The sequence below is a fragment of the Nocardiopsis sp. iso_25 genome (genome assembly GCF_056173305.1).
Map to the genome: position 1 here is coordinate 2,224,512 of NZ_CM149667.1, position 21,285 is coordinate 2,245,796.

Annotated in this window: 19 protein-coding genes; 7 read left to right on the top strand and 12 right to left on the bottom strand. The window is 73.5% G+C overall.

The annotated features are described in order from the left end of the window. The first annotated feature begins 157 nt into the window (after positions 1-157). Genes AC0VX6_RS09695 through AC0VX6_RS09705 form a run of 3 tightly spaced genes read left to right on the top strand, consistent with a single transcriptional unit; the run spans position 158 to position 1,713 of the window. Positions 158-682 (top strand): nitroreductase family protein, encoded by a 525-nt coding sequence (locus AC0VX6_RS09695; RefSeq protein ID WP_302475399.1) that lies wholly within the window; start codon positions 158-160, stop codon positions 680-682. Then, a complete protein-coding gene (locus AC0VX6_RS09700; RefSeq protein WP_274977201.1) occupies positions 663-980 on the top strand; it encodes a DUF6092 family protein in 318 nt (105 codons plus the stop codon). The genes AC0VX6_RS09695 and AC0VX6_RS09700 overlap by 20 nt, the downstream gene beginning before the upstream one ends. After that, entirely contained in the window at positions 964-1,713 is a 750-nt protein-coding gene (locus AC0VX6_RS09705) for a tRNA-dependent cyclodipeptide synthase (protein ID WP_274977202.1), read from the top strand. Before AC0VX6_RS09700 ends, AC0VX6_RS09705 begins: the two co-directional genes overlap by 17 nt. Before the next feature lie 84 nt (positions 1,714-1,797). On the opposite strand, the gene AC0VX6_RS09710 is transcribed toward AC0VX6_RS09705, so the two are convergent. The 6 genes from AC0VX6_RS09710 to AC0VX6_RS09735 all read right to left on the bottom strand — a co-directional run bounded on the left by AC0VX6_RS09710 (position 1,798) and on the right by AC0VX6_RS09735 (position 9,656). Continuing rightward, the gene (locus AC0VX6_RS09710) at positions 1,798-2,820 is read right to left on the bottom strand and encodes a methyltransferase (RefSeq protein ID WP_475468235.1); all 1,023 of its coding nucleotides are present in this window, start codon (positions 2,818-2,820) and stop codon (positions 1,798-1,800) included. Positions 2,821-3,001: 181 nt separating this feature from the next. Continuing rightward, positions 3,002-3,859 (bottom strand): NAD-dependent protein deacetylase, encoded by an 858-nt coding sequence (locus tag AC0VX6_RS09715; protein ID WP_475468237.1) that lies wholly within the window; start codon positions 3,857-3,859, stop codon positions 3,002-3,004. A gap of 102 nt (positions 3,860-3,961) precedes the next feature. Then, positions 3,962-4,750: a hypothetical protein gene (locus AC0VX6_RS09720; protein ID WP_475468239.1), complete on the bottom strand. Its 789-nt coding sequence runs from the start codon at positions 4,748-4,750 to the stop codon at positions 3,962-3,964. Positions 4,751-5,017: 267 nt separating this feature from the next. After that, positions 5,018-8,398 (bottom strand): pyruvate carboxylase, encoded by a 3,381-nt coding sequence (locus AC0VX6_RS09725; RefSeq protein ID WP_475468241.1) that lies wholly within the window; start codon positions 8,396-8,398, stop codon positions 5,018-5,020. A gap of 443 nt (positions 8,399-8,841) precedes the next feature. After that, positions 8,842-9,429 carry a DUF488 domain-containing protein gene (locus AC0VX6_RS09730; protein ID WP_475468243.1) on the bottom strand — a complete coding sequence of 196 codons (588 nt, stop codon included), beginning with the start codon at positions 9,427-9,429 and terminating at the stop codon, positions 8,842-8,844. A gap of 5 nt (positions 9,430-9,434) precedes the next feature. Next, the gene (locus AC0VX6_RS09735; protein WP_174547296.1) at positions 9,435-9,656 is read right to left on the bottom strand and encodes a hypervirulence associated TUDOR domain-containing protein; all 222 of its coding nucleotides are present in this window, start codon (positions 9,654-9,656) and stop codon (positions 9,435-9,437) included. A gap of 287 nt (positions 9,657-9,943) precedes the next feature. On the opposite strand from AC0VX6_RS09735, the gene AC0VX6_RS09740 reads away from it, so the two are divergent. Both AC0VX6_RS09740 and AC0VX6_RS09745 read left to right on the top strand, forming a co-directional pair. Next, the gene (locus tag AC0VX6_RS09740; RefSeq protein ID WP_174547295.1) at positions 9,944-10,426 is read left to right on the top strand and encodes a hypothetical protein; all 483 of its coding nucleotides are present in this window, start codon (positions 9,944-9,946) and stop codon (positions 10,424-10,426) included. An 87-nt stretch (positions 10,427-10,513) separates the two neighbouring features. Next, complete coding sequence (locus tag AC0VX6_RS09745) at positions 10,514-11,086, top strand: suppressor of fused domain protein (RefSeq protein ID WP_475468245.1); 573 nt, start codon at positions 10,514-10,516, stop codon at positions 11,084-11,086. A gap of 41 nt (positions 11,087-11,127) precedes the next feature. On the opposite strand, the gene AC0VX6_RS09750 is transcribed toward AC0VX6_RS09745, so the two are convergent. After that, positions 11,128-12,783 (bottom strand): glycoside hydrolase family 10-like protein, encoded by a 1,656-nt coding sequence (locus AC0VX6_RS09750; protein WP_475468247.1) that lies wholly within the window; start codon positions 12,781-12,783, stop codon positions 11,128-11,130. Between the two features lie 308 nt (positions 12,784-13,091). After that, positions 13,092-14,135, bottom strand: coding sequence for a LacI family DNA-binding transcriptional regulator (locus AC0VX6_RS09755; RefSeq protein WP_475468249.1), 1,044 nt, complete (start codon positions 14,133-14,135; stop codon positions 13,092-13,094). 436 nt (positions 14,136-14,571) lie between these two features. Here AC0VX6_RS09755 and manD point away from each other — a divergent pair, with 436 nt between their 5' ends. Beyond that, positions 14,572-15,786: a D-mannonate dehydratase ManD gene (gene manD / locus AC0VX6_RS09760; protein ID WP_475468251.1), complete on the top strand. Its 1,215-nt coding sequence runs from the start codon at positions 14,572-14,574 to the stop codon at positions 15,784-15,786. A gap of 338 nt (positions 15,787-16,124) precedes the next feature. Here manD and aztD read toward each other — a convergent pair whose 3' ends face one another. From aztD to aztB, 4 genes are all read right to left on the bottom strand, one after another. Beyond that, positions 16,125-17,327, bottom strand: a complete 1,203-nt coding sequence (gene aztD, locus AC0VX6_RS09765; protein ID WP_274977210.1) for a zinc metallochaperone AztD — start codon at positions 17,325-17,327, stop codon at positions 16,125-16,127. 79 nt (positions 17,328-17,406) lie between these two features. Next, positions 17,407-18,372: a zinc ABC transporter substrate-binding protein AztC gene (gene aztC, locus AC0VX6_RS09770; RefSeq protein WP_475468254.1), complete on the bottom strand. Its 966-nt coding sequence runs from the start codon at positions 18,370-18,372 to the stop codon at positions 17,407-17,409. Further along, a complete protein-coding gene (locus AC0VX6_RS09775) occupies positions 18,366-19,565 on the bottom strand; it encodes an ABC transporter (RefSeq protein WP_274977212.1) in 1,200 nt (399 codons plus the stop codon). The genes aztC and AC0VX6_RS09775 overlap by 7 nt, the downstream gene beginning before the upstream one ends. Next, entirely contained in the window at positions 19,555-20,451 is an 897-nt protein-coding gene (gene aztB / locus AC0VX6_RS09780) for a zinc ABC transporter permease AztB (RefSeq protein ID WP_274977213.1), read from the bottom strand. Before aztB ends, AC0VX6_RS09775 begins: the two co-directional genes overlap by 11 nt. A gap of 63 nt (positions 20,452-20,514) precedes the next feature. Between aztB and aztA the strand changes: the two genes are divergently transcribed. Then, positions 20,515-21,204 carry a zinc ABC transporter ATP-binding protein AztA gene (aztA, locus tag AC0VX6_RS09785; protein WP_274977214.1) on the top strand — a complete coding sequence of 230 codons (690 nt, stop codon included), beginning with the start codon at positions 20,515-20,517 and terminating at the stop codon, positions 21,202-21,204. Positions 21,205-21,285 lie beyond the last annotated feature (81 nt).

Below are 21,285 nucleotides of genomic sequence, written 5' to 3' on the forward strand. Positions count from 1 at the left end.
GAGGGCCGGCCAGATGCGCCTATGCGGCATCCATGGAGCCGTATAACAGGGTAAACTACGGAGCGTGCTTAGAAAATCGCATACTGTGGACACGGGTTCGAGTGAGACGGATGCGGACCCGTGCCCCTCTCAGCGGTCATCACACGCCCTACAGACCCTGACCACCCGCCGCGCCGTACGCGCCTTCACCGACCGGCCGGTGGACGACTCCCTCCTCGACCCCATGCTGGACGCCATGCTCGCCGCCCCCTCGGCGTCCAACAAGCAGGCGTGGGCCTTCGTCGCGGTCCGCGAGCGGCGGAGGCTGAGGCTGCTGCGCGCCTTCGCCCCCGGGATCATCGAACTCCCGCCCCTGGTCGTCGCGGCCTGCTTCGACCGCTCTCGCGCCGTGGGGGCCTCAGGGGGCTCGACGGATTCCAGGGACTCCAGGGGCTCCTGGGACGAGGGCATGCTCTGCGTCGCGATGGCGGTGGAGAACCTCCTTCTGGCGGCCCACTGCCTGGGGCTGGGCGGGTGCCCGTCCGGGAGTTTTCGCGCCGGCCCCGTCCGCAGGCTCCTGGGCCTGCCCGAACACCTGGAACCCCTGCTCCTGGTTCCGATCGGGCACCCCGCCCGGCCGCTCGCCCCCGCACCCCGACGAGACCCGAACGAGGTGGTCAGCCATGAGCGCTGGGGAACCTGAGGTCCGACAGGTCGGCGAGGAGCTCCTCCTTCTCGCCGCCTACCTGCTCAGCAGCGGCCGCGGCCTGCTGGACGAACCACGGCAGTACGGCACGTTCCGCTGTCTGGACGCCGCCCGGCGCGTCCTGGCCCTCGCGGCCGGAACCGGCCCGCACCACCCCGAACTCGACGCCCTGCGCGGTCGGATGGACGACGTCATGTGCGGGGCGATGGGCGACCACGAACTGGACACCCTGCTCGACCAGCTGTGCGATCGCCTGGCATCCGTCCTGGAGGATCCCGATGTCATCCCCGACTGAGCCGGAGCCGCCCCCGGAGCCCCCGGACGGCTTCGACGTCCTGCCCTTCACCGGTTCCTGCCGTCGCGTGTTCGAGCGCGGGGAGCACGCCCTCATCGGCATCAGCGCCGGGAACAGCTACTTCAGCCAGCAGCGGATCGCACGGCTCCTGTGCTGGGCGCGGGACCGCTTCGCCCGGGTCGACGTGCTCTACACCGACCTGCACCTGGACGCCATGTACATGGCATCCGGCAGCAGCAGGGAGCACGCCGCGGTCCGGGCGAACAGGACGCTCAGGGACGTGCGTCGGCGCATCCGGCGGGCGGTGGAGACGGCGGCCGCGGAGTCGGCCGCCGGGGCGGACGTGCGCGTCCTCGCCCTGTCGCAGTGCACGCGGCTGCCCGGCTACCGGGAGGTCGAGCGGCGCCTCGACCGGGAGTACGCCGCCGATCCCCGCATCCGCCGCTGCTGGGAGGAGCACGTACGCCGGGTCGTGGGCACCCAGCCGGACCCGGAGGGCGCCAGGCTGCGCGCCGGGCTGGCCTACCTGCGCGCCGAACTGCCCTTCCTGCTCAGCACCCCCGAGGTACTGGAGGTGCCGTCCTCGGTGTCCTGCTACCACGACCTGCTGCCGATCCTGTCCGCGCTGCGAGGCGTCACCTCCTGCTTCCACCCAGGACAGGCCCACGTGGTCGTCCGCCCGGCCCTCCGGTGCCGTACCTCCCCGGAAGCGGAGGCGCTGGCGTCCCCGTGACCGCCGCGCGGTGGCGCCCCGCCCGGGGCGCCACCGGACGGAGCGGCTCCGACTGGGGTGTCGTCCCGGGCGGGACGGGGCCCGCTACGCGCGGCGGACGTCCATGACCGACTCCCCGTCCTCGACCCGGTGCACGGCGTGCAGCGCGAGGTCGGCCTCGGCGAACAGTTCCCGGTACTCCTCCTCCGTGCGCAGCGGGGCGCCGTAGAGGACGAGCATGTACAGGCTCATCGCCTGGAGGAAGGGGGTGGTGCCTTCCCCCTGCGGCAGGTGTCCGATGATCAGCAGCCGGGACCGCTCGCCCATCGCGGCGCGGACGTTGCGCAGGATCCGTACCGCATCCGGCCGCGGCCAGTTCTGCATCACCCGTGCCATCAGGTAGACGTCCACCCCCGTTGGCACCCCGTCGAAGAAGCTGCCCCCCACCACGGCGCACCGCTCCGCCACGCCCCGCTCCCGCAGCAGCGGCCCGGCCCCGGACACCACGTGCGGAAGGTCGAACAGCACCCCCTCCATGCGCGGGTGGCGCCGCAGGAGGGCGGCCAGCATCGAGCCCTCTCCGCCGCCGAGGTCCGCCACGCGTTCGGCCCCGGACAGGTCCACGTTCTCCAGCAGGGTGTCGGCGGCCACGGACGTGACCATCGCCCTGCGGAACAGGGCTTCGGCGTCCCCCCGCTCCTGCTCCAGGTAGGCGAACAGCGGGTGGCCGGTGTGCACCTCGAAGGCCGTACGGCCGGAACGCACCGCCTGCGACAGGCAGGTCCACGCCTGGAGGAAGGCGCCGTGCGTGCACATCCGGAAGAGGTCGTACAGGCCGCTGGGGTCCCCGGCGCGCAGGTGCCCGCCCGCCTCGGTCAGGGCGAACGACCCGGGCGCGGGCTCCGAGAGCAGCCCGCTCACCGTCCCGGCCCGCAGCACCGCCGTCAGGGTCTGCTCGGGGACCCCGGTGCGGCGGACCAGGTCCGCCACCGGGCGCGGCCCGTCCGCCAGGTCCTCCACCACGTCCAGTTCGACTATCGCGACGACGGCGTGCATGAGCATCGCCGACGCCACCAGTTGGTTGAGCGGCAGGTCCGTGCGCTCCGCGCGTACAGCGGCCTCGTCCATCGCACCCACAGTCGGTCCTCCCCGGGGGACGTCGTCATCGGGGCCGACGCGGTCTCCCTCCCGGGACACGGCGCCGACCTCTCAAGACTACGGGGAGTGCACGGATATGTTCTCGGGGTTGTGGATAACGTAACCGGGCGGGAAGGAGCCGGGACCGCGGCGACGACGGTCGGCGGTCGGATCAGACCGGGGCGGCGTCCTCGGCCTCGTAGGCGTGGACCAGGGCGGTGAGCACCTCGGAGCAGCCCGCGTCGACGGTGAGCGCGGCGACGTCGTCGGCGCGGGTGGCGCCCCGGTTGAGGACCACCACCGGCTTGCCCTGCTCGACGGCGCGCTTGACGTAGCGCCGCCCCGAGAAGACGGTCAGGGAGGAACCCGCCACCAGCAGCGCCCGCGCGCCGTCCACCATCGCGTAGCCCTCCAGCACGCGCGCCTTGGGCACGTTCTCGCCGAAGTAGACGATGTCGGGCTTGAGTACGCCGCCGCAGCCCTCGCAGTCGGCCACGCGGAACCCCTCGGTGGAGGCCAGGACCGCGTCGGCGTCGGGGGCGATCTCCACGTCGGGGACCCCGTCGGCGAAGTCGGGGTTGAGCGCGCTCAGACGCCCGGCCAGGCTCTCGCGGGAGGTCACGGCCGAGCAGGCCAGGCAGATGACGCGGTCGTAGCGGCCGTGCAGGTCGATCACCCGCCTGCTGCCCGCCGCCCCGTGCAGGGTGTCCACGTTCTGGGTGATGACGCCGGCCAGGGCGCCGCCCGCCTCCAGCGCGGCCAGCGCGCGGTGGCCGTCGTTGGGGCGGGTCCGGTGCACGTGGCGCCAGCCCACGTGGTTGCGGGCCCAGTAGTGGCGTCGGAAGGCGGCGTCGCCGACGAACTGCTGGTAGGTCATGGGCTTGCGCGGCGGTGAGTCCGGGCCGCGGTAGTCGGGGATGCCCGAGTCCGTGGACAGGCCCGCGCCGGTCAGCGCGACCACCGGGCCCGAGCCGAGGACCTCGTGCATCCGGGCCGCCAGGGCCGCCGGGTCGTCGAACGTGTTCCTCACGCCTTCGAGGGTACGCGGCGCCCCGGTGCGGCCGCCGCCACCCCGTCGTGTCCTCCCGCTGACCCGCTGGTCACCGCCTCGGCGCGGTACTGCCCCGCCGGTTCAGGCGGCGCGCTCCAGCTTCTCCACCGCGCGGGACAGCACCTGCTCGAACTCCTCCTCCATCAGGGCGTCCCCCTCCCTGTCCATCTGAGCCCGGTGGGCGTCCCGGCACTCCTCGCTGAAGTCGTCTTCCCGGCACGCCTCCATGAGCTCCGTGGACGACACGCCCGAGTAGCCGCTCGTGCGCATCCCCACGAGGACGAAGTACACCTCTCCGACCTGGCCCCACGCGGTCCTCGCCGCCATGTGCGAGCGCTCGCCGTACAGGGTCACCGAGAACATGCCGCCGCCCTCGGGAAGGGAGGGCGACTCCCTGGAGACGAGCGCGCCCTCGACCCCTCCGTTCGCGGACACGCTCATCCTGGAACAGGTGTCCAGCAGGTGACCGAACCCGGTGCCCTCGACCGGAGCGTCGCCGAAGTCCCCCGAGACCAGGACGTAACCGTAGGTCGCCGCGCCCGGAGAGGAACCGGGCGGGGCCGCGATCTGCGCCGCCCCCTCGACGGTCCCCGCTGGCAGCCGCCCGGTGCCACCGTTGAGGACGGCGGCGCACTCGGCCGGTTCCACGTCGCCGAAGTCGTCGGCGCCCGCCTCGCCGCCGAAGTCCACCCCCCGGATCTCGTCGACGTCCAGATCGTCCACGTCGAACCCGTCGGGGTAGGCGTTCGGGGAGGGCAGCAGGGCTTCCAGACGCGGGCTGTCCTGGAGGTCGAGCCGGGGGCCGCAGCCGGTGGTCAGGACCAGGGCGGCGAGGAGGGTCAGGGCGCCGTGGCGGTGCAGGGGAGTCAAAGGGGGAGCTTTCGTTCTCGTGTCAGCGGTTTACCGACACGCTCCGACGCCGCCGGGACACGTGGGGTTCCCGTTCTTCCGTGGCCGGTTGCGGCCCAGTCCTCGTCCGGTCCGGAGGAACCCCCGCCCTCGCCCCGGACGGACAGCGCCCCCGCAAGGTCGCGCCGGGCCCCGGCTGAGCCCTCGGGGGAGCAGAGTGCCCGGCGGACACCCGCAGGTGCCCGCCGGGCCCGGACGAACGGCCGCCCCGCCGTCCCGGTGCCGGGCTCAGCCCAGGCAGACCAGCAGGTCGCCGCCCTCCACCTTCTGCACCCGGTCGACCGCCACCCGCGTGACCGTCCCCGACACGGGCGCGGTGATCGCGGCCTCCATCTTCATCGCCTCGATGGTGGCCACCGTCGCACCGGCCTCCACCGCGTCGCCCTCGGCGACCGTCAGGGTCACCGCGCCCGCGAAGGGCGCCGCGACCTGCCCAGAATCGTTGCGGTCCGCCTTCTCGGCGGTCCGCACCTGCGAGGCCAGGGCCCGGTCACGGATCTGGAGCGGGCGCAGCTGGTCGTTGAGCGTGGCCATCACCGTGCGCACGCCGCGCTCGTCGGCCTCGCCCACCGCCTCCAGCTCGATGAGCAGCCGCACACCCGGCGACAGGTCCACCGCGTACTCCTCGCCCGCGCGCAGGCCGTAGAAGAAGTCCGCGCTGGAGAGCACGCTGGTGTCGCCGTAGGCCGCCCGGTGCTCCTCGAACTCCCGCGTCGGGCCGGGGAAGAGCAGCCGGTTGAGCGTGGCCCGCCGGTCCCCGGCCAGCCCCGCGCGGTCCTGCTCGCTCAGCGCCTGCGCGGGCCGCGCCTCGGAACGCCCCTGGAGCGCCCGCGTGCGGAAGGGCTCGGGCCACCCGCCGGGCGGGACGCCCAGCTCACCGCGCAGGAACCCCACCACCGAGTCCGGGACGTCGAAGCGCCCGGGGTCGGCCTCGAAGGCGGCCGGGGAGACCCCCGCGCCGACCAGGTGCAGCGCCAGGTCGCCCACGACCTTGGAGGAGGGGGTGACCTTCACCAGGTGCCCGAGCATCCGGTCGGCGGCGCCGTACATCGCCTCGACCTCCTCGAAGTGCTCGCCCAGCCCCAGCGCGACCGCCTGCGTGCGCAGGTTGGACAGCTGCCCGCCCGGGATCTCGTGGTGGTACACCCGGCCCGTGGGGGAGGACAATCCGGCTTCGAAGGGTGCGTAGACCCGGCGCACCGCTTCCCAGTACGGCTCCAGTTCGTTGACCGCGTCCAGGCTCAGGCCCGTGGAGTGCTCGGAGTGGTCGAAGGCGGCCACGATCGCCGACAGCGACGGCTGCGAGGTGGTGCCCGCCATCGACGCCACCGCGCCGTCCACGGCGTCCGCCCCGGCGTTGACCGCCGCCAGGTAGGTGGCCAGCTGCCCGCCCGGGGTGTCGTGGGTGTGCACGTGCACCGGCAGGTCGAACTCGCTGCGCAGCGCGGTTACCAGCTTCGCCGCGGCCGGAGCGCGCAGCAGGCCGGCCATGTCCTTGATCGCGAGCACGTGCGCGCCCGCGTCCACGATCCGCTCGGCCAGCTTGAGGTAGTAGTCCAGCGTGTAGAGCTTCTCGCCGGGGTCGGACAGGTCCGAGGTGTAGCACAGCGCCACCTCGGCCACCGAGGTCCCGGTCGCGCGCACGGCCTCGATGGCCGGGCGCATCTGCTCGACGTCGTTGAGCGCGTCGAAGATCCGGAAGACGTCCACGCCCGTCTCGGCGGCCTCGCGCACGAACGCGTCGGTCACCTCGGTCGGGTAGGGGGTGTAGCCCACGGTGTTGCGCCCGCGCAGCAGCATCTGGAGGCAGATGTTGGGCACAGCCTCGCGCAGCGCCGCCAGCCGCTCCCAGGGGTCCTCGGCCAGGAAGCGCAGCGCCACGTCGTAGGTGGCGCCGCCCCAGCACTCCAGGGACAGCAGTTCGGGCAGGGTGTGCGCGACCGCGGGCGCCGCGGCCAGCAGGTCGCGGGTGCGCACCCGCGTGGCCAGCAGCGACTGGTGGGCGTCGCGGAAGGTGGTGTCGGTGACGCCCAGGTTGGGCGACTCGCGCAGCCACCGCGCGAACCCCTCCGGGCCCAGCTCGGCCAGGCGCTGGCGCGAACCCGGGGGCGGCGGCCCGGCGGGCTCGGGCAGCGGCGGCAGCTTGGTGGCGGGGTCCACCAGCTGGGGGCGCTCCCCGTGCGGCTTGTTCACCGTGACGTCGGCCAGGTAGGTGAGCAGGCGCGTGCCGCGGTCGGCGGAGGGCCGCGCGGTCAGCAGGTGCGGGCGCTCCTCGATGAAGGAGGTGGTGATCCGCCCCGCCTGGAAGTCGGGGTCGTCCAGCACCGCCTGGAGGAAGGGGATGTTGGTGGCGATGCTGCGGATGCGGAACTCGGCCACGGCCCGGCGCGCCCGGCTGACCGCGGTGGCCAGGTCGCGCCCCCGGCAGGTGAGCTTGACCAGCAGCGAGTCGAAGTGCGGGCTGATCTCGGTGCCCGCCGCGGAGGTGCCGCCGTCCAGGCGGATGCCCGAGCCACCGGGGGAGCGGTAGGCGCTGATGGTCCCGGTGTCGGGGCGGAAGCCGTTGGCGGGGTCCTCGGTGGTGATGCGGCACTGCAGCGCCGCGCCGCGCACGTAGACGCCCTCCTGGGAGATGCCCAGGTCGGACAGGGTCTCGCCGGAGGCGATCCGCAGCTGGGACTGCACCAGGTCCACGTCGGTGATCTCCTCGGTCACCGTGTGCTCGACCTGGATGCGCGGGTTCATCTCGATGAAGACGTGGCTGCCGTCCGCGCCGACCAGGAACTCGACCGTGCCCGCGTTGCGGTAGCCGATCCGGCGGGCGAAGCGCACCGCGTCCGCGCAGATGCGGTCGCGCAGGTCCGGGTCGAGGTTGGGCGCGGGGGCCAGTTCGATGACCTTCTGGTGGCGCCGCTGGAGGGAGCAGTCGCGCTCGTAGAGGTGCACGACGCCGCCCTCGCCGTCGGCGAGGATCTGCACCTCGATGTGGCGGGGGTCGACCACGGCGCGCTCAAGGAACACGGTGGCGTCGCCGAACGCGGCGGAGGCCTCGCGCATGGCCGCCTCCACCGCCTCGCGCAGCCGTCCGGGCTCCTGGACGCGGCGCATGCCCCGCCCGCCCCCTCCGGCCACGGCCTTGACGAAGAGCGGGAAGCCGATCCGCTCCGCGGCGGCCACCAGGGCCTCCACGTCGTCGGAGGGCTCGCTGGACTCCAGGACGGGCACGCCCGCCTCCCGGGCGGCGGCCACGGCGCTGGCCTTGTTGCCGGTCAGTTCCAGCACGTCGGCGGGCGGGCCCACGAAGGTGATCCCGGCGCGCTCGCACGCGCGGGCCAGCTCGGGGTTCTCCGACAGGAAGCCGTAGCCGGGGTAGACGGCGTCGGCCCCGGCCCGGCGGGCGGCGCCCACGATCTCGTCCACGGACAGGTAGGCGCGCACCGGGTGGCCGGGTTCGCCGATCTGGTAGGCCTCGTCGGCCTTGAGCCGGTGCAGGGAGCCGCGGTCCTCGTGGGGGAAGACGGCGACGGTGCGGGCGCCCAACTCGTAACCGGCGCGCAGCGCGCGGATGGCGATCTCGCCCCGGTTGGCCACGAGCACTTTGCGGAACATGGCGCACTCCTCCTGGTCGGTCAGGCGTGGTGCCGGGGCGCAAGAACCGGCACCGTCGCCGGGGGCCCGCGGCCGGGTGGAACACCCGTACGTTAACCAGAAGAGGGTTCGGTGAAACCCACCGGGGCCGTCCTTCGCGCCGAGTACCGCTTCCGGCGGGCCTTTCGGGACGTCGGCGTGTCGCGCGGGGTGGGGGCGCGACGAACCCCGGCGGGCGTTTCGGGCTGCTCGCGTGTCGCGTGGGAACGGGGGGACGACGACCTACGGTGCCCACCCGGATGAACGGTGCTCGCCCGGATGGGTGGATGCGGCCCTCGCGCGCCCGCTCCCGACCGACCGCCGGCGCGGTCGGTCCGAGTGCGCCCGTGCCCGCCCGGATCGGTCCGCGTGCGCGTGTGCCGGTGGCCCTCGGCGCGGTGCACCCCGGCCGGGCCGGGCCTCCGTCACCCCCCGGACGGCCCGTCCGCCCGGGCGTCCCCGCCGTCGTTCGCGTCCGGGGACCGCGCCGGGTAGGTGACGGTGCGGTCGGCGTGCACGACGGCCCCCGGCGTGAGCCGGGCGGCGTCGGCGCGGTGGGCGGCCATGACGTGGAGGACCTCGTGGCCGCGGGCGAGCAGGTGGTCGGCGATGATGCGCCGGTGGCACCGCCACCAGACCGCCTCCGAGCACATCACGGCGGCGCGGTGGTCCGCACCCGCCTCACGCAACCGGGCGAGCCCCGATCCGAACCCGGCTGAAAGCGCGTAGTCGGCGTAGTTGTGGAAGCTGCGGTTGCGCCAGAATCCGTTGACCCCGGGGGAGACGTCCTTGGTGACCGGACGCCGTCCACCGAGTTCCGCGACGCGCAGGTAACGTACGCCGACTTTCCGCAAGGCCCCGGAAAGGGTGTCCTCGTCGAACTGCGGGTTGCGGCGCGAACCCGGGAGTCTGCGCACGTCGACCACCGCGTGCACGCCGTTCTCGTGCAGCAGTGCGGCGAACTCCTCGAACGTGCGGTCGGAGTGGCCGACGGTGAGGAACGGCGGCGCCATCGCGGTCAGCTGCCTCCGGAGATCCGGGTCAGGGCCCCGTCCTTGTGCGCGGCGACGTGGTCGGTCCTATCGCTCCTGATCTCGTACTGCGGCTCGTCCTCGGAGGCGCGGCGCGTACGGCCCATGAACTCGAAGTCGCTGGTGTGGATCCTCGTGATCTTGCCGGACACCCGTCCGGCCTCGGAGTTCCAGCTCACATGGTCACCGACGTCGAAACGGCGTGTCATCGCGTACACCCTCTCCTCCGGCCGTGGCGCAGCGGCGCCTGGTGGGACGGGTCCTCGCCTACCCCGGACGGCCCCGGGGTATGCGGGCGGGGCTCCCGGTGCCCGGCGGCCCGCACGTGCTCTGTGGCGTGGTCTTCCGGCCGGACCCCGGACCGGGCCCGGGGAAACCCCGGGCTAGTGTTCCCGTCAGACGGGGTCTGCGGCGCATCCGCACCGCTTCCGGCCGTCCGGGCGCCCGCCGCCGCGGCGGCCGGGCCCCGCGCTCCACAGAGAGAGGCGGACCGCCGTTGCGCGACACGGTACGAGTACCCCCGTGGCTGAGGACGACCCTGTGGGCGACGCGGTGGCTGATCGCGCTCGTGGTCCACTTCGCGGTTCTGGTGGCCCTGCTGATGGCGTGGGGGACGGTCTTCCCGAACCTGCACTACGGGACCATGGTGCTGACCATGAGCTCCGGGATCGTCTACGCGCCCTTCCACCTCCTGGCCCTGGTCGTACCGCTGTGCACGGCGGGCGAGTACATGGCCGACACGCGCGGCGGCAACCGGGTGGGGTGGTCGCTGCTGCTGGCGGTGGTGCCGCTGCTCCTCGGGACCGTGGTCCTGCACCTCCTCGTGCCCCTGGTGTGGGTGGTCTACATCATGTACTTCGCTTCCGGGATGCTGTTCAGCGTGACGGCCGTCTACTCGGCTCTGCCCAACCGCTCCGGCCGGGACGTGAAGGAGCGGGCGGAGGCAGCCGACGCCCGTGACGGCGTCGGGACGCCGTAGTCTGTCCGTTCCAGATGTCCGTATATCGGGCGCCTCGGGAGGGCCATGCCCCCCGGCGGCCGAAGGCACAGCGAGGGGTCGGGTTCGTTGACGACCGGGGAGGACGCGCGGGTCCGCGCGCTCGAACGCCACGTCCGGGAGTTCTGGCAGGGCCACGTCGTGGAGCCCGCCACCTGGGAGGAGGGGCCCATCCTCGACCGGGTCCCGGGCTTCGCCACCTACCGGGTGGCGCCCCGGAACGCGGGCGAGGGCTGGACCTACGTGACGGTCGGCTCGTCCGTCCACGAGGCGGAGGGCGGCACCGAGTTCTTCCTCATGTCGCCGACCGCGGAGCAGGAGCACGCCGAGACCCTGGCCATGGTCAGCCACCTGCACTCCTTCGAGGAGTACCGGCTCGGCGTCGGCTCGGTGATCGACGTGGGCCGCCCGTGGACGCGGGGCTCGCGCATGGACCACCTGCTGGTGAGCCTGCCCTACCCCCACGGGCCCGCGCTGGAGTGGGCGTCCGCCGAGGCCAGGGGAGCGAGGTTCCTGTGGCTGCTCCCCGTGCACCGGAGCGAGGCCGCTTTCGTCGCGGCCGAGTCGCTCGACGCCTTCGAGGAGGTCCTGGAGGCGGAGGGCGTCAACGTGCTGGACGCCGACCGGGCCCCGCTGGTGTGAGCCGACCCGGTCCGGTGTGAGCCGACCCCCGCCCGCCGGGGTCAGCCGCGTGGGTCGGCGATCCCGCCGACCGGGCCCTCCACGCGGTAGTCGTCCAGCGCGGTGACCACGTACGCGGAACCGGACTCCTCGCCGTCCTCCTCGTCCTTCGCGGCGTCCTCGGCGGTGTGGCCGGAGTCCTCCAGCGAGGTCCCGCCGGTCACGCCCACGAGGTTGTCGGACGAGAGCACCTCGCAGTACTCCTCCGGACCGCCCGAGTCCGCCCGCGCGGCCTCCTGCGCGTCCAGGCGGTAGACGGCGTAGAAGCGCGCGTCCTCCACCCGCTCCCACTCCACCGAGGTGTGCTCGTCCGCGACCTCGGCGGTCACGTCGTCCACCGGGCCCGCCAGGGACTCGCCCCCGCGGTCCCCTCCGGCCAGGGGCGGCAGGGCGGGGTCGCCGTAGTGCTCGTCGGCCAGGTGCGCGTAGGCCTCCTCGGCCACGCCTGTCAGGGACTTGAAGGAGAAGTAGACGTCGCCGTCGACCTCGGGGTGGTCGGAGGAGTAGTCCAGCTGGGTGCTCAGCGCGTCCTCGCCGGTCCAGTTGCGGTCACCGACCCGGTACGCGCCCTGGCCGATGTACAGGTCCACGTCCGTGCCCTCGACCTGCTCGGCCCACCACGGCAGCAGCTCCTCGTAGTCGGCGGCGTCGAAGCCCCGCTCCCAGTACAGCTGCGGGACGACGTAGTCGACCATCCCCTCCCGGATCCAGGCGCGGGTGTCGGCGTGCTGGGCCCCGTAGGACTCCAGGCCCGAGGTGTCGGACCCGGCGGGGTCGTTCTCGGCGTTGCGCCAGATGCCGAACGGGGAGATGCCGAAGCGCACCCAGGGCTTGGCCTCCTCAATGCGCTCGTGCACGCCGCTGACGAAGTCGTTGACGTTGTCGCGCCGCCAGTCCTCGCGGTCCTCGAAGTCGCCGCCGTGCTCCTCCCAGGAGGCGTCGTCGTCGAACTCCTCGCCGTCCTTGGGGTAGGGGTAGAAGAAGTCGTCGAAGTGCACGCCGTCGATGTCGTAGCGCTCCACCACGTCCATGATCACGCGGGTCACCCACTCCTGGACCTCGGGCATGCCCGGGTCGAGGAAGCCCTCGCCGCCGTAGCGCACCAGCCAGTCGGGGTGCTCCCTGACCGGGTGGTCCTCGGCCAGCTCCTCGATGTCGGAGTCCATGCCGACCCGGTAGGGGTTGAACCAGGCGTGCAGCTCCAGGCCGCGCTCGTGCGCCTCGGCCACCGCGTACTCCAGCGGGTCGTAGCCGGGGTCGCCGCCCTGCTCGCCGGTGAGGTACTTCGACCACGGCTCCAGGTCCGACTCGTAGACGGCGTCGGCGGTGGGCCGCACGTGCAGGAACACGGTGTTCAGGCCGAGGTCCACCGCCTCGTCCAGGCGCTGGTCCATCTCCGCCTTCTGGTCCTCGGCGGACAGGCCCGGCTCTGAGGGCCAGTCGATGTTGCCGACCGTGGTCAGCCACGCCCCGCGCATCTGCCGTTTGTCCTGGGCGGCCTCGCATCCGGCCGCGCCGGGGCCGGGGAAGGAACCGGAAGGGGAGTGGGCGGCGCCGACGAGGGCGTATCCGGAGATCATGAGCCCCGACGCGGCGGCCGCGGCCACCCACCGGGAGCGCCAGCGCGGCGAGAGGCCGGCTCGTCGTCCAGGGGTCAAGGAAACTCCTCTGAGCTGCGTTGACATCCGTTTGACGTCACGTCGGGCATCAGAGTAGGCGAAGAAGTAACTTTTTGGACAACATGGGCGGTTTTGGTGGTTTGAATCTCATCTGCCTGGGAAAAGCAACCTCCCGCCGCCGGAGGCGGCACGCGGCCCCGTCCGTCCGCCGGAACCGCCGGGAGAAAGGCCCTTCCGCCGCGGACCGGAACCGCCCGTCCCCGGACACGCCTCCGACGGGGACGAGCGCGCCCGCCAGGCGCGGTCGAGGGAGCCCAGGGACGGGCGGGGGTTCGCGTCGTCCGCGTTCAGGCCCCGGGCGGCGCCGTGGACTCGCGCACCACGAGCCCGGGAGGGGCGATCGCGGGCACGTCGGCCGGGGCCCCGTCCAGCGCGGCCACGAGCGTCAGCGCGGCGGCCCGCCCGAGCCCCACCAGGTCGTGGCCGACCGTGGTCAGGCGCGGCTGCACGAGCGCGCCCAGGGGCAGGCCGTCGTGGCCGACGACGGACAGGTCCCGGGGCACCTCAAGCCCCCGCCTGCGCGCGGCGCTGATCCCGGCGATCGCCATCATGTCGTTGGCGAACAGGATCGCGGTGGGACGCTCGGCCGCCGACAGCGCCTCGTCGGTGGCCGCCGCCGCCTCCTCGGTGGTGAAGTCGGGGACCGTCAGCACGACGGCGGACAGCCCGTGCCGCCGCACCTGCTCCTCCACGATCCGGCGGCGGAACCCGGTGTGCACGCGGTCCTCGGGGCCGCACACGTAGGCCACCCGCCGGTGCCCCAGCGAGGCCAGGTGCCGGACCGCCTCGACCAGCCCCCGCTCCTGGTCGGGGGCGAGCACCGAGGCGACCGGGTCGTCGCGCCAGGGCATGCCGATCAGCACCGAGGGGAGCCCGAGCCGCCGCAGCAGGTCGAACCGGGGGTCGCGGACCAGGCTCTCGGTGAGGATGACGCCGTCCACCCGGCGCTCCTCGGCCAGGCGCCGGTAGGCGCGCCGTTCGGCGTCCTCCTCCTCGCCCACGATGTGCAGCAGCAGGCCGTAGTCCAGGGGGGCGAGTTCGCGCTCGATGCCCGAGATCAGCACGCCGAAGTGCGGGTCGTAGGACAGCAGGTCGGGGGAGCGGCGCGAGACCATGCCGATGGCCCGGGTGCGCGCCCCGCGCAGCGCCACGGCCGCGGCCGAGGGCGACCACTGGAGCTTGTCCACCGCGTCCAGGACCCGCCGCCGGGTGGGTTCGGCGATGCGGCCCTTGTTGTTGACCACCTTCGACACGGCCGAGACCGACACCCCCGCCAGCGCGGCGACGTCGGAGATCGTGGGGCGGCCGGTGGATCCGCGGACGGCCGTCATGGCGCCCTCCGGCCGGACGGGGCGCCGGGGGTCTGCTCGCGCACCAGTGCCGCTCCCTTCGCTGTGGCGGACCCGCCGCGTTCGCTCCGCCGTTCCCGGGTGTGGTGGTGCGGGCGGGGCCGGGGCGCGGACAGGCTACCAGTGGGTGTGTGGAGGGCTCCCCGACGCGTACCGGAGAGCCCCTGGGAAAACGATGAACCCGAACGTTTCGGCGGACCCTACCGCAGTGAGAGCGGTTTATCCAGGTCTCGACACCCGCATGGGAAAACGATATACCTACCACGTCAGGCACAGCGCGGGGAGTCGGCGCAAGCGCGGCGCGACTCCGCCGGGCTCACCATGGCCCCGGGCCGCGGGGGCGCGCCACCGTCCGGCCGCCCCCGCGGCCCGGTTACGCCGGGTGTCGCGGTACACCCCCACCCACGAGGAAGCACCCATGAGGATCACCTCCGCCGACGTCATCGTGACGTGCCCGGGACGCAACTACGTCACCCTCAAGATCACCACCGAGGACGGGACCACCGGCCTCGGCGACGCCACCCTGAACGGCCGCGAACTCTCCGTCGCCTCCTACCTGCGCGACCACGTCTGCCCGCTGCTCGTGGGCCGCGACTCCGGCCGCATCAACGACATCTGGCAGTACCTGTACCGCGGCGCCTACTGGCGGCGAGGCCCCGTCACCATGACCGCGATCGCCGCCGTGGACTGCGCCCTGTGGGACATCCTCGGCAAGCAGGTCGGCAAGCCCGTCCACCAGCTGCTCGGCGGCGCCGCGCGCGACGGGGTCATGGTCTACGGACACGCCAGCGGTCAGTCCGTGGACGACCTCCTGGACTCGGTCGGCGGCTTCCTGGAGCAGGGGTACCGGGCGGTGCGCGTGCAGGCCGCCGTCCCGGGCCTGGAGAGCACCTACGGGCTGCACCACCCCGGCACCGGCCACACCTACGAACCCGCCGACGCGGCGGTGCCCACCGACAACGTCTGGCACACCCCCGCCTACCTGGACTTCGCGCCCGAGATGATGAAGGCGGTCCGGGACAGGTTCGGCTACGGCTTCCACCTGCTGCACGACGTGCACCACCGGCTCTCCCCGCTGGAGGCCGCCCAGCTGGGTAAGTCGCTGGAGCCCTACCGCATGTTCTGGATCGAGGACCCCACCCCGGCCGAGGACCAGGAGGCGTTCCGCACGATCCGCCAGCACACCACGACCCCGCTGGCGGTGGGGGAGGTCTTCAACACGATCTGGGACTGCCAGCACCTGATCACCGAGCGGCTCATCGACTACATCCGCATGTCGGTCTCGCACAGCGGGGGCATCACGCACCTGCGCCGTATCTTCGACCTGGCCGACCTGTACGGGGTGCGCACCGGCTCGCACGGCGCGGGCGACCTGTCGCCGGTGTCGTTCGCCGCGGCCCTGCACCTGGACCTGACCGTGCCCAACTTCGGCATCCAGGAGTACATGGGGCACCTGGAGCCCGCCGGCGAGGTGTTCCGGACCTCCTACACCTTCGCGGACGGTTACATGCACCCGGGCGACGCCCCGGGTCTGGGGGTGGAGATCGACGAGGAGGCCGCGGCCCGCTACCCCTACGAGACCCGGTACCTGCCGGTCAACCGCAGGCTCGACGGCTCGATGCACGACTGGTGAGGCGCCCGCTCCGGACCGGCGGGACCCGGTCCCGTTCCTGGGACCGGCCTCAGCTCGCGGGGGGTTCGGTTCGGGCGCGCGGGTGCCCGGCAGCCGTCTGCCGAGGGTTCGCGGCGGTGCGCCGGAGCGCGTTCCGGTACCGGAACGCACGTCGGGGCGGGCACGCGGGGGACGCGCGCCCGCCCCGACGGGGGTGTCTGGACTCTGTTTCCCGAACCGGCCTCAGCTTGTGGGGGTTCGGTTCGTGCGCCCGAACACAAGGAGGACCGCGCCGCAGGCGTCCGTTGAGGCTGGTGGCGGGCGACGGGTGGGACGCAGCGAAGCGCAGGTCCGGAAAGCTAGGACGCCACGCCGCTGAGCTCGTTGGGCTCGGCGTCCAGGGTCACCGAGGCGGTGACCTCACCGGACTCCAGGTCCAGGGCGTGGACCTGCTTCGTGGCGGGGTCGCTCACGTAGGCGGTGGCGCCGCGCACGAACAGGGCCGGGCGGGGCTGCTGCCACTCCAGCGGCTCCCGCCACTCGTCCATGACCTCGATGCTGTCCACGACCTCGCCCGCCTCGGGGTCGATCACGTGCAGGCCGCCGTCGGTGCCCAGGACCAGGGCCTCCCCCTCCGGGCCGCGGCCCAGGGAGCGGAAGGTGTAGCTGGCGGGCAGGTCGACCAGGGTCAGTTCTGCGGCGGCGGTGTCCACGAGCGCGACCCGCTCGGGGCGCTCCAGCTCGGCGTCGGGGTCGGTCTTGTAGTCGCCCAGCACGATCGGCGACTCCTCGCTCCCGGCCTGGTTGCCGATGCGCCCGTACTCGTCGGGGCTGTCCACCTTGGTGAACTCGCCGTCCTGGTAGACGAGGACGCCGTCCTCGCAGCCGATGACGACGGCCTCGCCCTCGGCCGTGGTCTCGCCGTGCACGCCCGGGCACTCCTCGCTTCGGGCGACCTCCTCGCCGGAGGCGTCCAGGACGACGGCGCCGACCCGCTCCTCCTCGTCGCCCAGGGTCAGCAGCATCTCGCCGCTGGCCAGCTCCACGGCCACGCCGTGGTGGGCCTCCTCCGCGCTGCTCACGTCGGTCTCGGGCAGGCCGTCGCCCAGGGAGTCGGTGTCGAAGGCGGTGATCTCGCCGCTGCCGTCGGCGAACAGGACGGTCCTGCCCGCGTGCCGGACGACGTGGCCCGGGGTGTCGGCGGGGAAGAGGGTGTCGGTCAGCTCCGCGCCGGCCGCGTCCAGGACCTGGAAGCCCTCGGAGGTGGAGACCAGCACGTGCCGGTCGTCGCCCGCCGGGTTGATCCGGTTGAACCCCTCCAGGGCGATGTCCTGGACGACCTCCAGGGTCTGGCCGTCCAGGACGTACAGGCCGCCGTCGTAGGTGGTGACGACCGGGTTCTCCACCACGGCCTGCGCGGCGGCCTGCTCCTCGCCGCCCTGCTCCCGGCCGGTGTCCTCTCCGGTGCCGCAGGCGGTCAGCAGCAGTCCCGCGGACAGCAGCACGGGCAGTGCCGCCCGCGCCGGGAACCGCGTCGTCGCGTCGTTCGTCGGGGTGTTCACGTTTCTCTCTTTCGGGGTGGAAGGGTCCGCTGCGGGCGGGGGGAGGGGCCGCCGCGGTCGTGCCGGGACTGTGGCCCGGTCACTCGCCACGCAGTCCGGTGGCGATGGCCTCGGTGTTGGAGCGCATCATCTCCAGGTAGGTGGCCGCGCCCCCGCCCTCCTCGCTCAGCGACTCGGAGAAGAGGGGTACGACCTCGATGTGCACGCCCGCCTCCTCCGCCATGGCCGTGGCCAGGCGGTCGGGCTGGGAGGAGTCGGCGAAGACGGCCTCGACGCCCGCCGCGCTCACGGCGTCGGCCAGGGACTTGAGGTCGGAGCTGCTGGGCGAGGCCAGGGTGGTGCCGCTGGGGATCACGGCGCCCACGACCTCGAACCCGTAGCGTTCGGCGAGGTAGCCGAACACGTGGTGGTTGGTCACGAGGTTGCGGTTCTGCTCCGGGATCGCCGCGAACTCCTCGGCCATCCACGCGTCCAGCTCCTCCAGTTGCGCGGTGTAGGCCTCGGCGTTGGCGCGCACGGCCTCGGCGTCCACGCCGTCCACCTCGGCGACCACGTGTTCGGCGATCAGCTCGACCGCCCGGACGACCCGCCGGGGATCGGTCCAGAAGTGGGGGTCGGGCTCGCCCTCGTCCTCGTTGTCCGCGGCGTCCCCGCCGGGGGAGAAGGCCAGGGGGTCGACCTGTGCGCCGACCTCCAGGGCGGGTATTCCGGCCTCCTCGGCGGCGGCGACGTTGCGCAGCACGCCCTCCTCCAGGCCGAGCCCGTTGTAGACCACGAGCGCCGCGTTCTCCACGAGCGCGGCCTCGCGCGCGGAGATGCCGAAGGAGTGCGGGTCGGCGTTGGGCTTCATCAGGACGGTGACCTCGGCCTCCCCGCCCACGACCTCCCGCGTGAGGTCGCCCAGGATGTTGGTGGTCACCACGATCCCCTCGCCCCCGTCCTCCGAAGGGGAGCAGGAGGCCGTGCCGAGGAGGGCGGCCCCGGCCAGGGCGGCGGCGGTCGCGGCGCGCAGGAGCGCCTTCGGGTCCGTCACGGCGGTCACCATCCCGTCTCGACCATGAGGTGCGGCGCGATGCCCGGGTCGAGGGTGCGCGCCACGCGCAGGTCGTCGTTGTAGTCGATCTCGTGCACCACGCCGCGCCCGGTGTCGTTGACGTAGGCGCGGCTGGTGTCCGCTCGGATGACGGGGGCGTGCGCGGTGCCGGTGCCGTCGAGCAGGTCGGCGGAGGCCAGTTCCCCACCCGAGGCCGGGTCCAGGGAGTGCAGGGTCCCGTCGCCGGTCAGGGCCAGGACGGGGGCGCCCTCGCCGACGGCCGTCGCGGTCACGGCGTCCTCCAGCTCCAGCGCGGTCCACCCGGGTTCGGCCAGGTCCAGGACCCACAGGTCGCCGCCGGTCGAGACCGAGGCCAGGGTCGCCGAACCGGGGCGGTGCCCGAACTCCTCGACCCGCTCCTCCGATCCCTCGGGGTAGTCCACCAAGTCGCCGGAGAGCTCCCCGTCCTCCTCGGTGACGTGCAGGGTGCCCTCGGCGCAGCCGATGACCGCTCCGCGCCGGGTGAGGGCCTGGCCGAGGGGGTCGGTGCAGGTCGCGTCGAGCGTGGCGACGGGGGAACCCTCCCGGTCGTACACCTCGACCGCGCCTTCGGAGCCGCCCCCGGCCACCAGGAGGTGCTCGGCGTAGGGCAGGACCACCGAGGCGCCGTCGGGCGGGGCCGCGGCCTCCTCGACCGACCCCTCCTCCAGAGCGGCCCGGTCGAGCACGGCGGCGCCGTCCGTCGAGGTCAGCGCGGTCAGGGCCGTGTCGGAGGCGACCCGGCCCGCGGCCAGGCCCTCCACCGTGCCCGCGAGCCCGACGCCGGTCCGGTAGTAGTGCTTGTGGTCCCCGTGGTCGACGGTCCACGCCCCGCTGTCCACCACGGTGGTCATCCGGTGGTCGGATGAGTACAGGTACGCGAAGCGCCCGTCCCCGGCGATGCCGTCGAGGCCCTCCACGGGGTCGAGTTCCGTCGTCTCCTCGGTGATCAGGTCGAGCACCCGGACGTCTCCGCTGTCGGGGTCGGCGACCACGAGGCGGGACTGGGGCTCGGCGGTCTCCTCGGCGCCCTCGACGTAACCGTGCGGGACCTCCTCCTCCGGCTGCTGCTCCGCGCCGTCCTGCGCGGCGCCGCAGCCGGTCAGCAGGACGAGGGCGGACAGTCCGGCCGCGCCCAGCGCGCCGGTGCGGTGTTCACGCCTCATGTGTCATCGGCCTCTCCATCTGTACGGGGTGGTCGGGGGTGGTGTCGGGGGTCGGGTCGGGGGAGCCGCGCCCGCGGGAGCGCACGGCCGCCGCGAGCGCGGAGGCGAAGAAGAACGCGGTGGCCGTGGCGGCGATCGTGGCCCCGGCCGCCGTCTCCCAGTGCCAGGAGGCGAGCAGGCCGAGGAAGGTCGCGGCGCTGCCCAGCACGGCCGCGCCGAGCATGATCGCGGGCACGCTGCGCGCCCACAGGGCCGCGGCCGCCGGGGGCGCGATGAGCAGCCCGAACACCAGCAGCGTGCCGACCACGTGGAACGAGGCGACCACGGCCAGGGTGACCAGGCCGAGCAGGACGCCGTGGGCGGCCCGGGGCGCCAGCCCCAGGGTGGCGGCCTTGCGCGGGTCGAAGGCCAGGGCGAGGAACGCCCGGTGCCCCGCGACGGCGACGACCAGGGCCGCGGCCAGAGCCAGGCCCAGGTGGACCAGGTCCTGTTCGCGCACCGCCAGGACGTCCCCGAACAGGAAGCCCGTGAGGTCGACCGCGAAGGAGGACGAGTGCGAGACCAGGATCACGCCGAGTGAGAGCATCCCGACGAAGAGCAGCCCGATGCTCGTGTCCTGGGACAGCCGGGACGAGCGGCCCAGCGCGGTGACGCCCGCGGCCATCGCCCCGGCGGCCAGGGCCGCGCCCAGCATGAGGTTCTGGCCCAGCAGGGACGCCAGGGCCACCCCGGGCAGCATTCCGTGCGACATCGCGTCGCCGAGGAAGGCCATGCCGCGCAGCACCACCCAGGTCCCGGCGACGGCGCAGATGAGGGAGACCAGGATGCCTCCCCACAGCGCACGCTGCACGAACACGACCCCGAACGGGTCGAACAGAGCTTCCATAGTGGGACACTGTATAACGATAACCATTGTCATTTGCACATCGGGGTGGGCGTGAGGAGCGGGATGAACCGTCTGGAACTGGACGGCGTGTACGCCGGATACGGGCGCGAGGACGTCCTGCGGGGCGTCGACGCGGCGGTCCCGGAGGGCGCGGTCACGGCGCTCGTGGGGCCCAACGGGTCGGGAAAGTCCACGCTGCTCGGCCTCATGGCGGGCACGGTCGCGGTCCGCCGGGGCGGGGTCCGGGCCTCGCGTCCGGGCCGCCCCGCCTTCGTGGTCCAGCGCAGCGCCGTCCCCGACGCCCTGCCGGTCACGGTGCGCGAGGCCGTCGCGATGGGGCGGTGGGCCCACCGGGGGTTCTGGCGGCCGCTGACCCGGCGCGACCGCGCCGTGGTCGCGGAGTGCCTGGACCGCCTGGACGTCGCCGACCTGGCCGACCGCCGCCTGGGGGAGCTGTCGGGCGGTCAGCGCCAGCGGGTGCTCATCGCCCAGGGCCTGGCGCAGGAGGCGGACCTGCTCCTGCTGGACGAGCCCTCGGCCGGGCTGGACCACCGTGCGCGCGAGTACGTGCGCCGCGTCCTGGAACGGGCCCGCGCCGACGGGGTCACCGTCGTGCACGCCACCCACGCCCCCGACGAGGCCTTCGGCGCCGACCACTGCCTGGTGCTGGCTGGCGGGCGGATCGCGGCCTCGGGACCGCCGGAGGAGGCCGCGCGGGCCTGGGAGGGGGCGCGGGGCGCCGGATTCCGTTAGGGGGACCGGCGGGACGCAGCCTGGCAGCGGCGGGAAGGCGTGATCCCGGGCCAAGGGGAGCGGCACCGGGCCCGATGGCGC

Bases quoted from the DNA above. Each gene is read 5' to 3' on its own strand.
- AC0VX6_RS09700 (WP_274977201.1), top strand. From the start codon at position 663: ATGAGCGCTGGGGAACCTGAGGTCCGACAGGTCGGCGAGGAGCTCCTC.
- AC0VX6_RS09705 (WP_274977202.1), top strand. From the start codon at position 964: ATGTCATCCCCGACTGAGCCGGAGCCGCCCCCGGAGCCCCCGGACGGC.
- AC0VX6_RS09710 (WP_475468235.1), bottom strand. From the start codon at position 2,820: ATGGACGAGGCCGCTGTACGCGCGGAGCGCACGGACCTGCCGCTCAAC.
- AC0VX6_RS09725 (WP_475468241.1), bottom strand. From the start codon at position 8,398: ATGTTCCGCAAAGTGCTCGTGGCCAACCGGGGCGAGATCGCCATCCGC.
- AC0VX6_RS09730 (WP_475468243.1), bottom strand. From the start codon at position 9,429: ATGGCGCCGCCGTTCCTCACCGTCGGCCACTCCGACCGCACGTTCGAG.
- AC0VX6_RS09735 (WP_174547296.1), bottom strand. From the start codon at position 9,656: ATGACACGCCGTTTCGACGTCGGTGACCATGTGAGCTGGAACTCCGAG.
- AC0VX6_RS09755 (WP_475468249.1), bottom strand. From the start codon at position 14,135: ATGACGGCCGTCCGCGGATCCACCGGCCGCCCCACGATCTCCGACGTC.
- manD (WP_475468251.1), top strand. From the start codon at position 14,572: ATGAGGATCACCTCCGCCGACGTCATCGTGACGTGCCCGGGACGCAAC.
- aztC (WP_475468254.1), bottom strand. From the start codon at position 18,372: ATGGTGACCGCCGTGACGGACCCGAAGGCGCTCCTGCGCGCCGCGACC.
- AC0VX6_RS09775 (WP_274977212.1), bottom strand. From the start codon at position 19,565: ATGAGGCGTGAACACCGCACCGGCGCGCTGGGCGCGGCCGGACTGTCC.
- aztB (WP_274977213.1), bottom strand. From the start codon at position 20,451: ATGGAAGCTCTGTTCGACCCGTTCGGGGTCGTGTTCGTGCAGCGTGCG.
- aztA (WP_274977214.1), top strand. From the start codon at position 20,515: ATGAACCGTCTGGAACTGGACGGCGTGTACGCCGGATACGGGCGCGAG.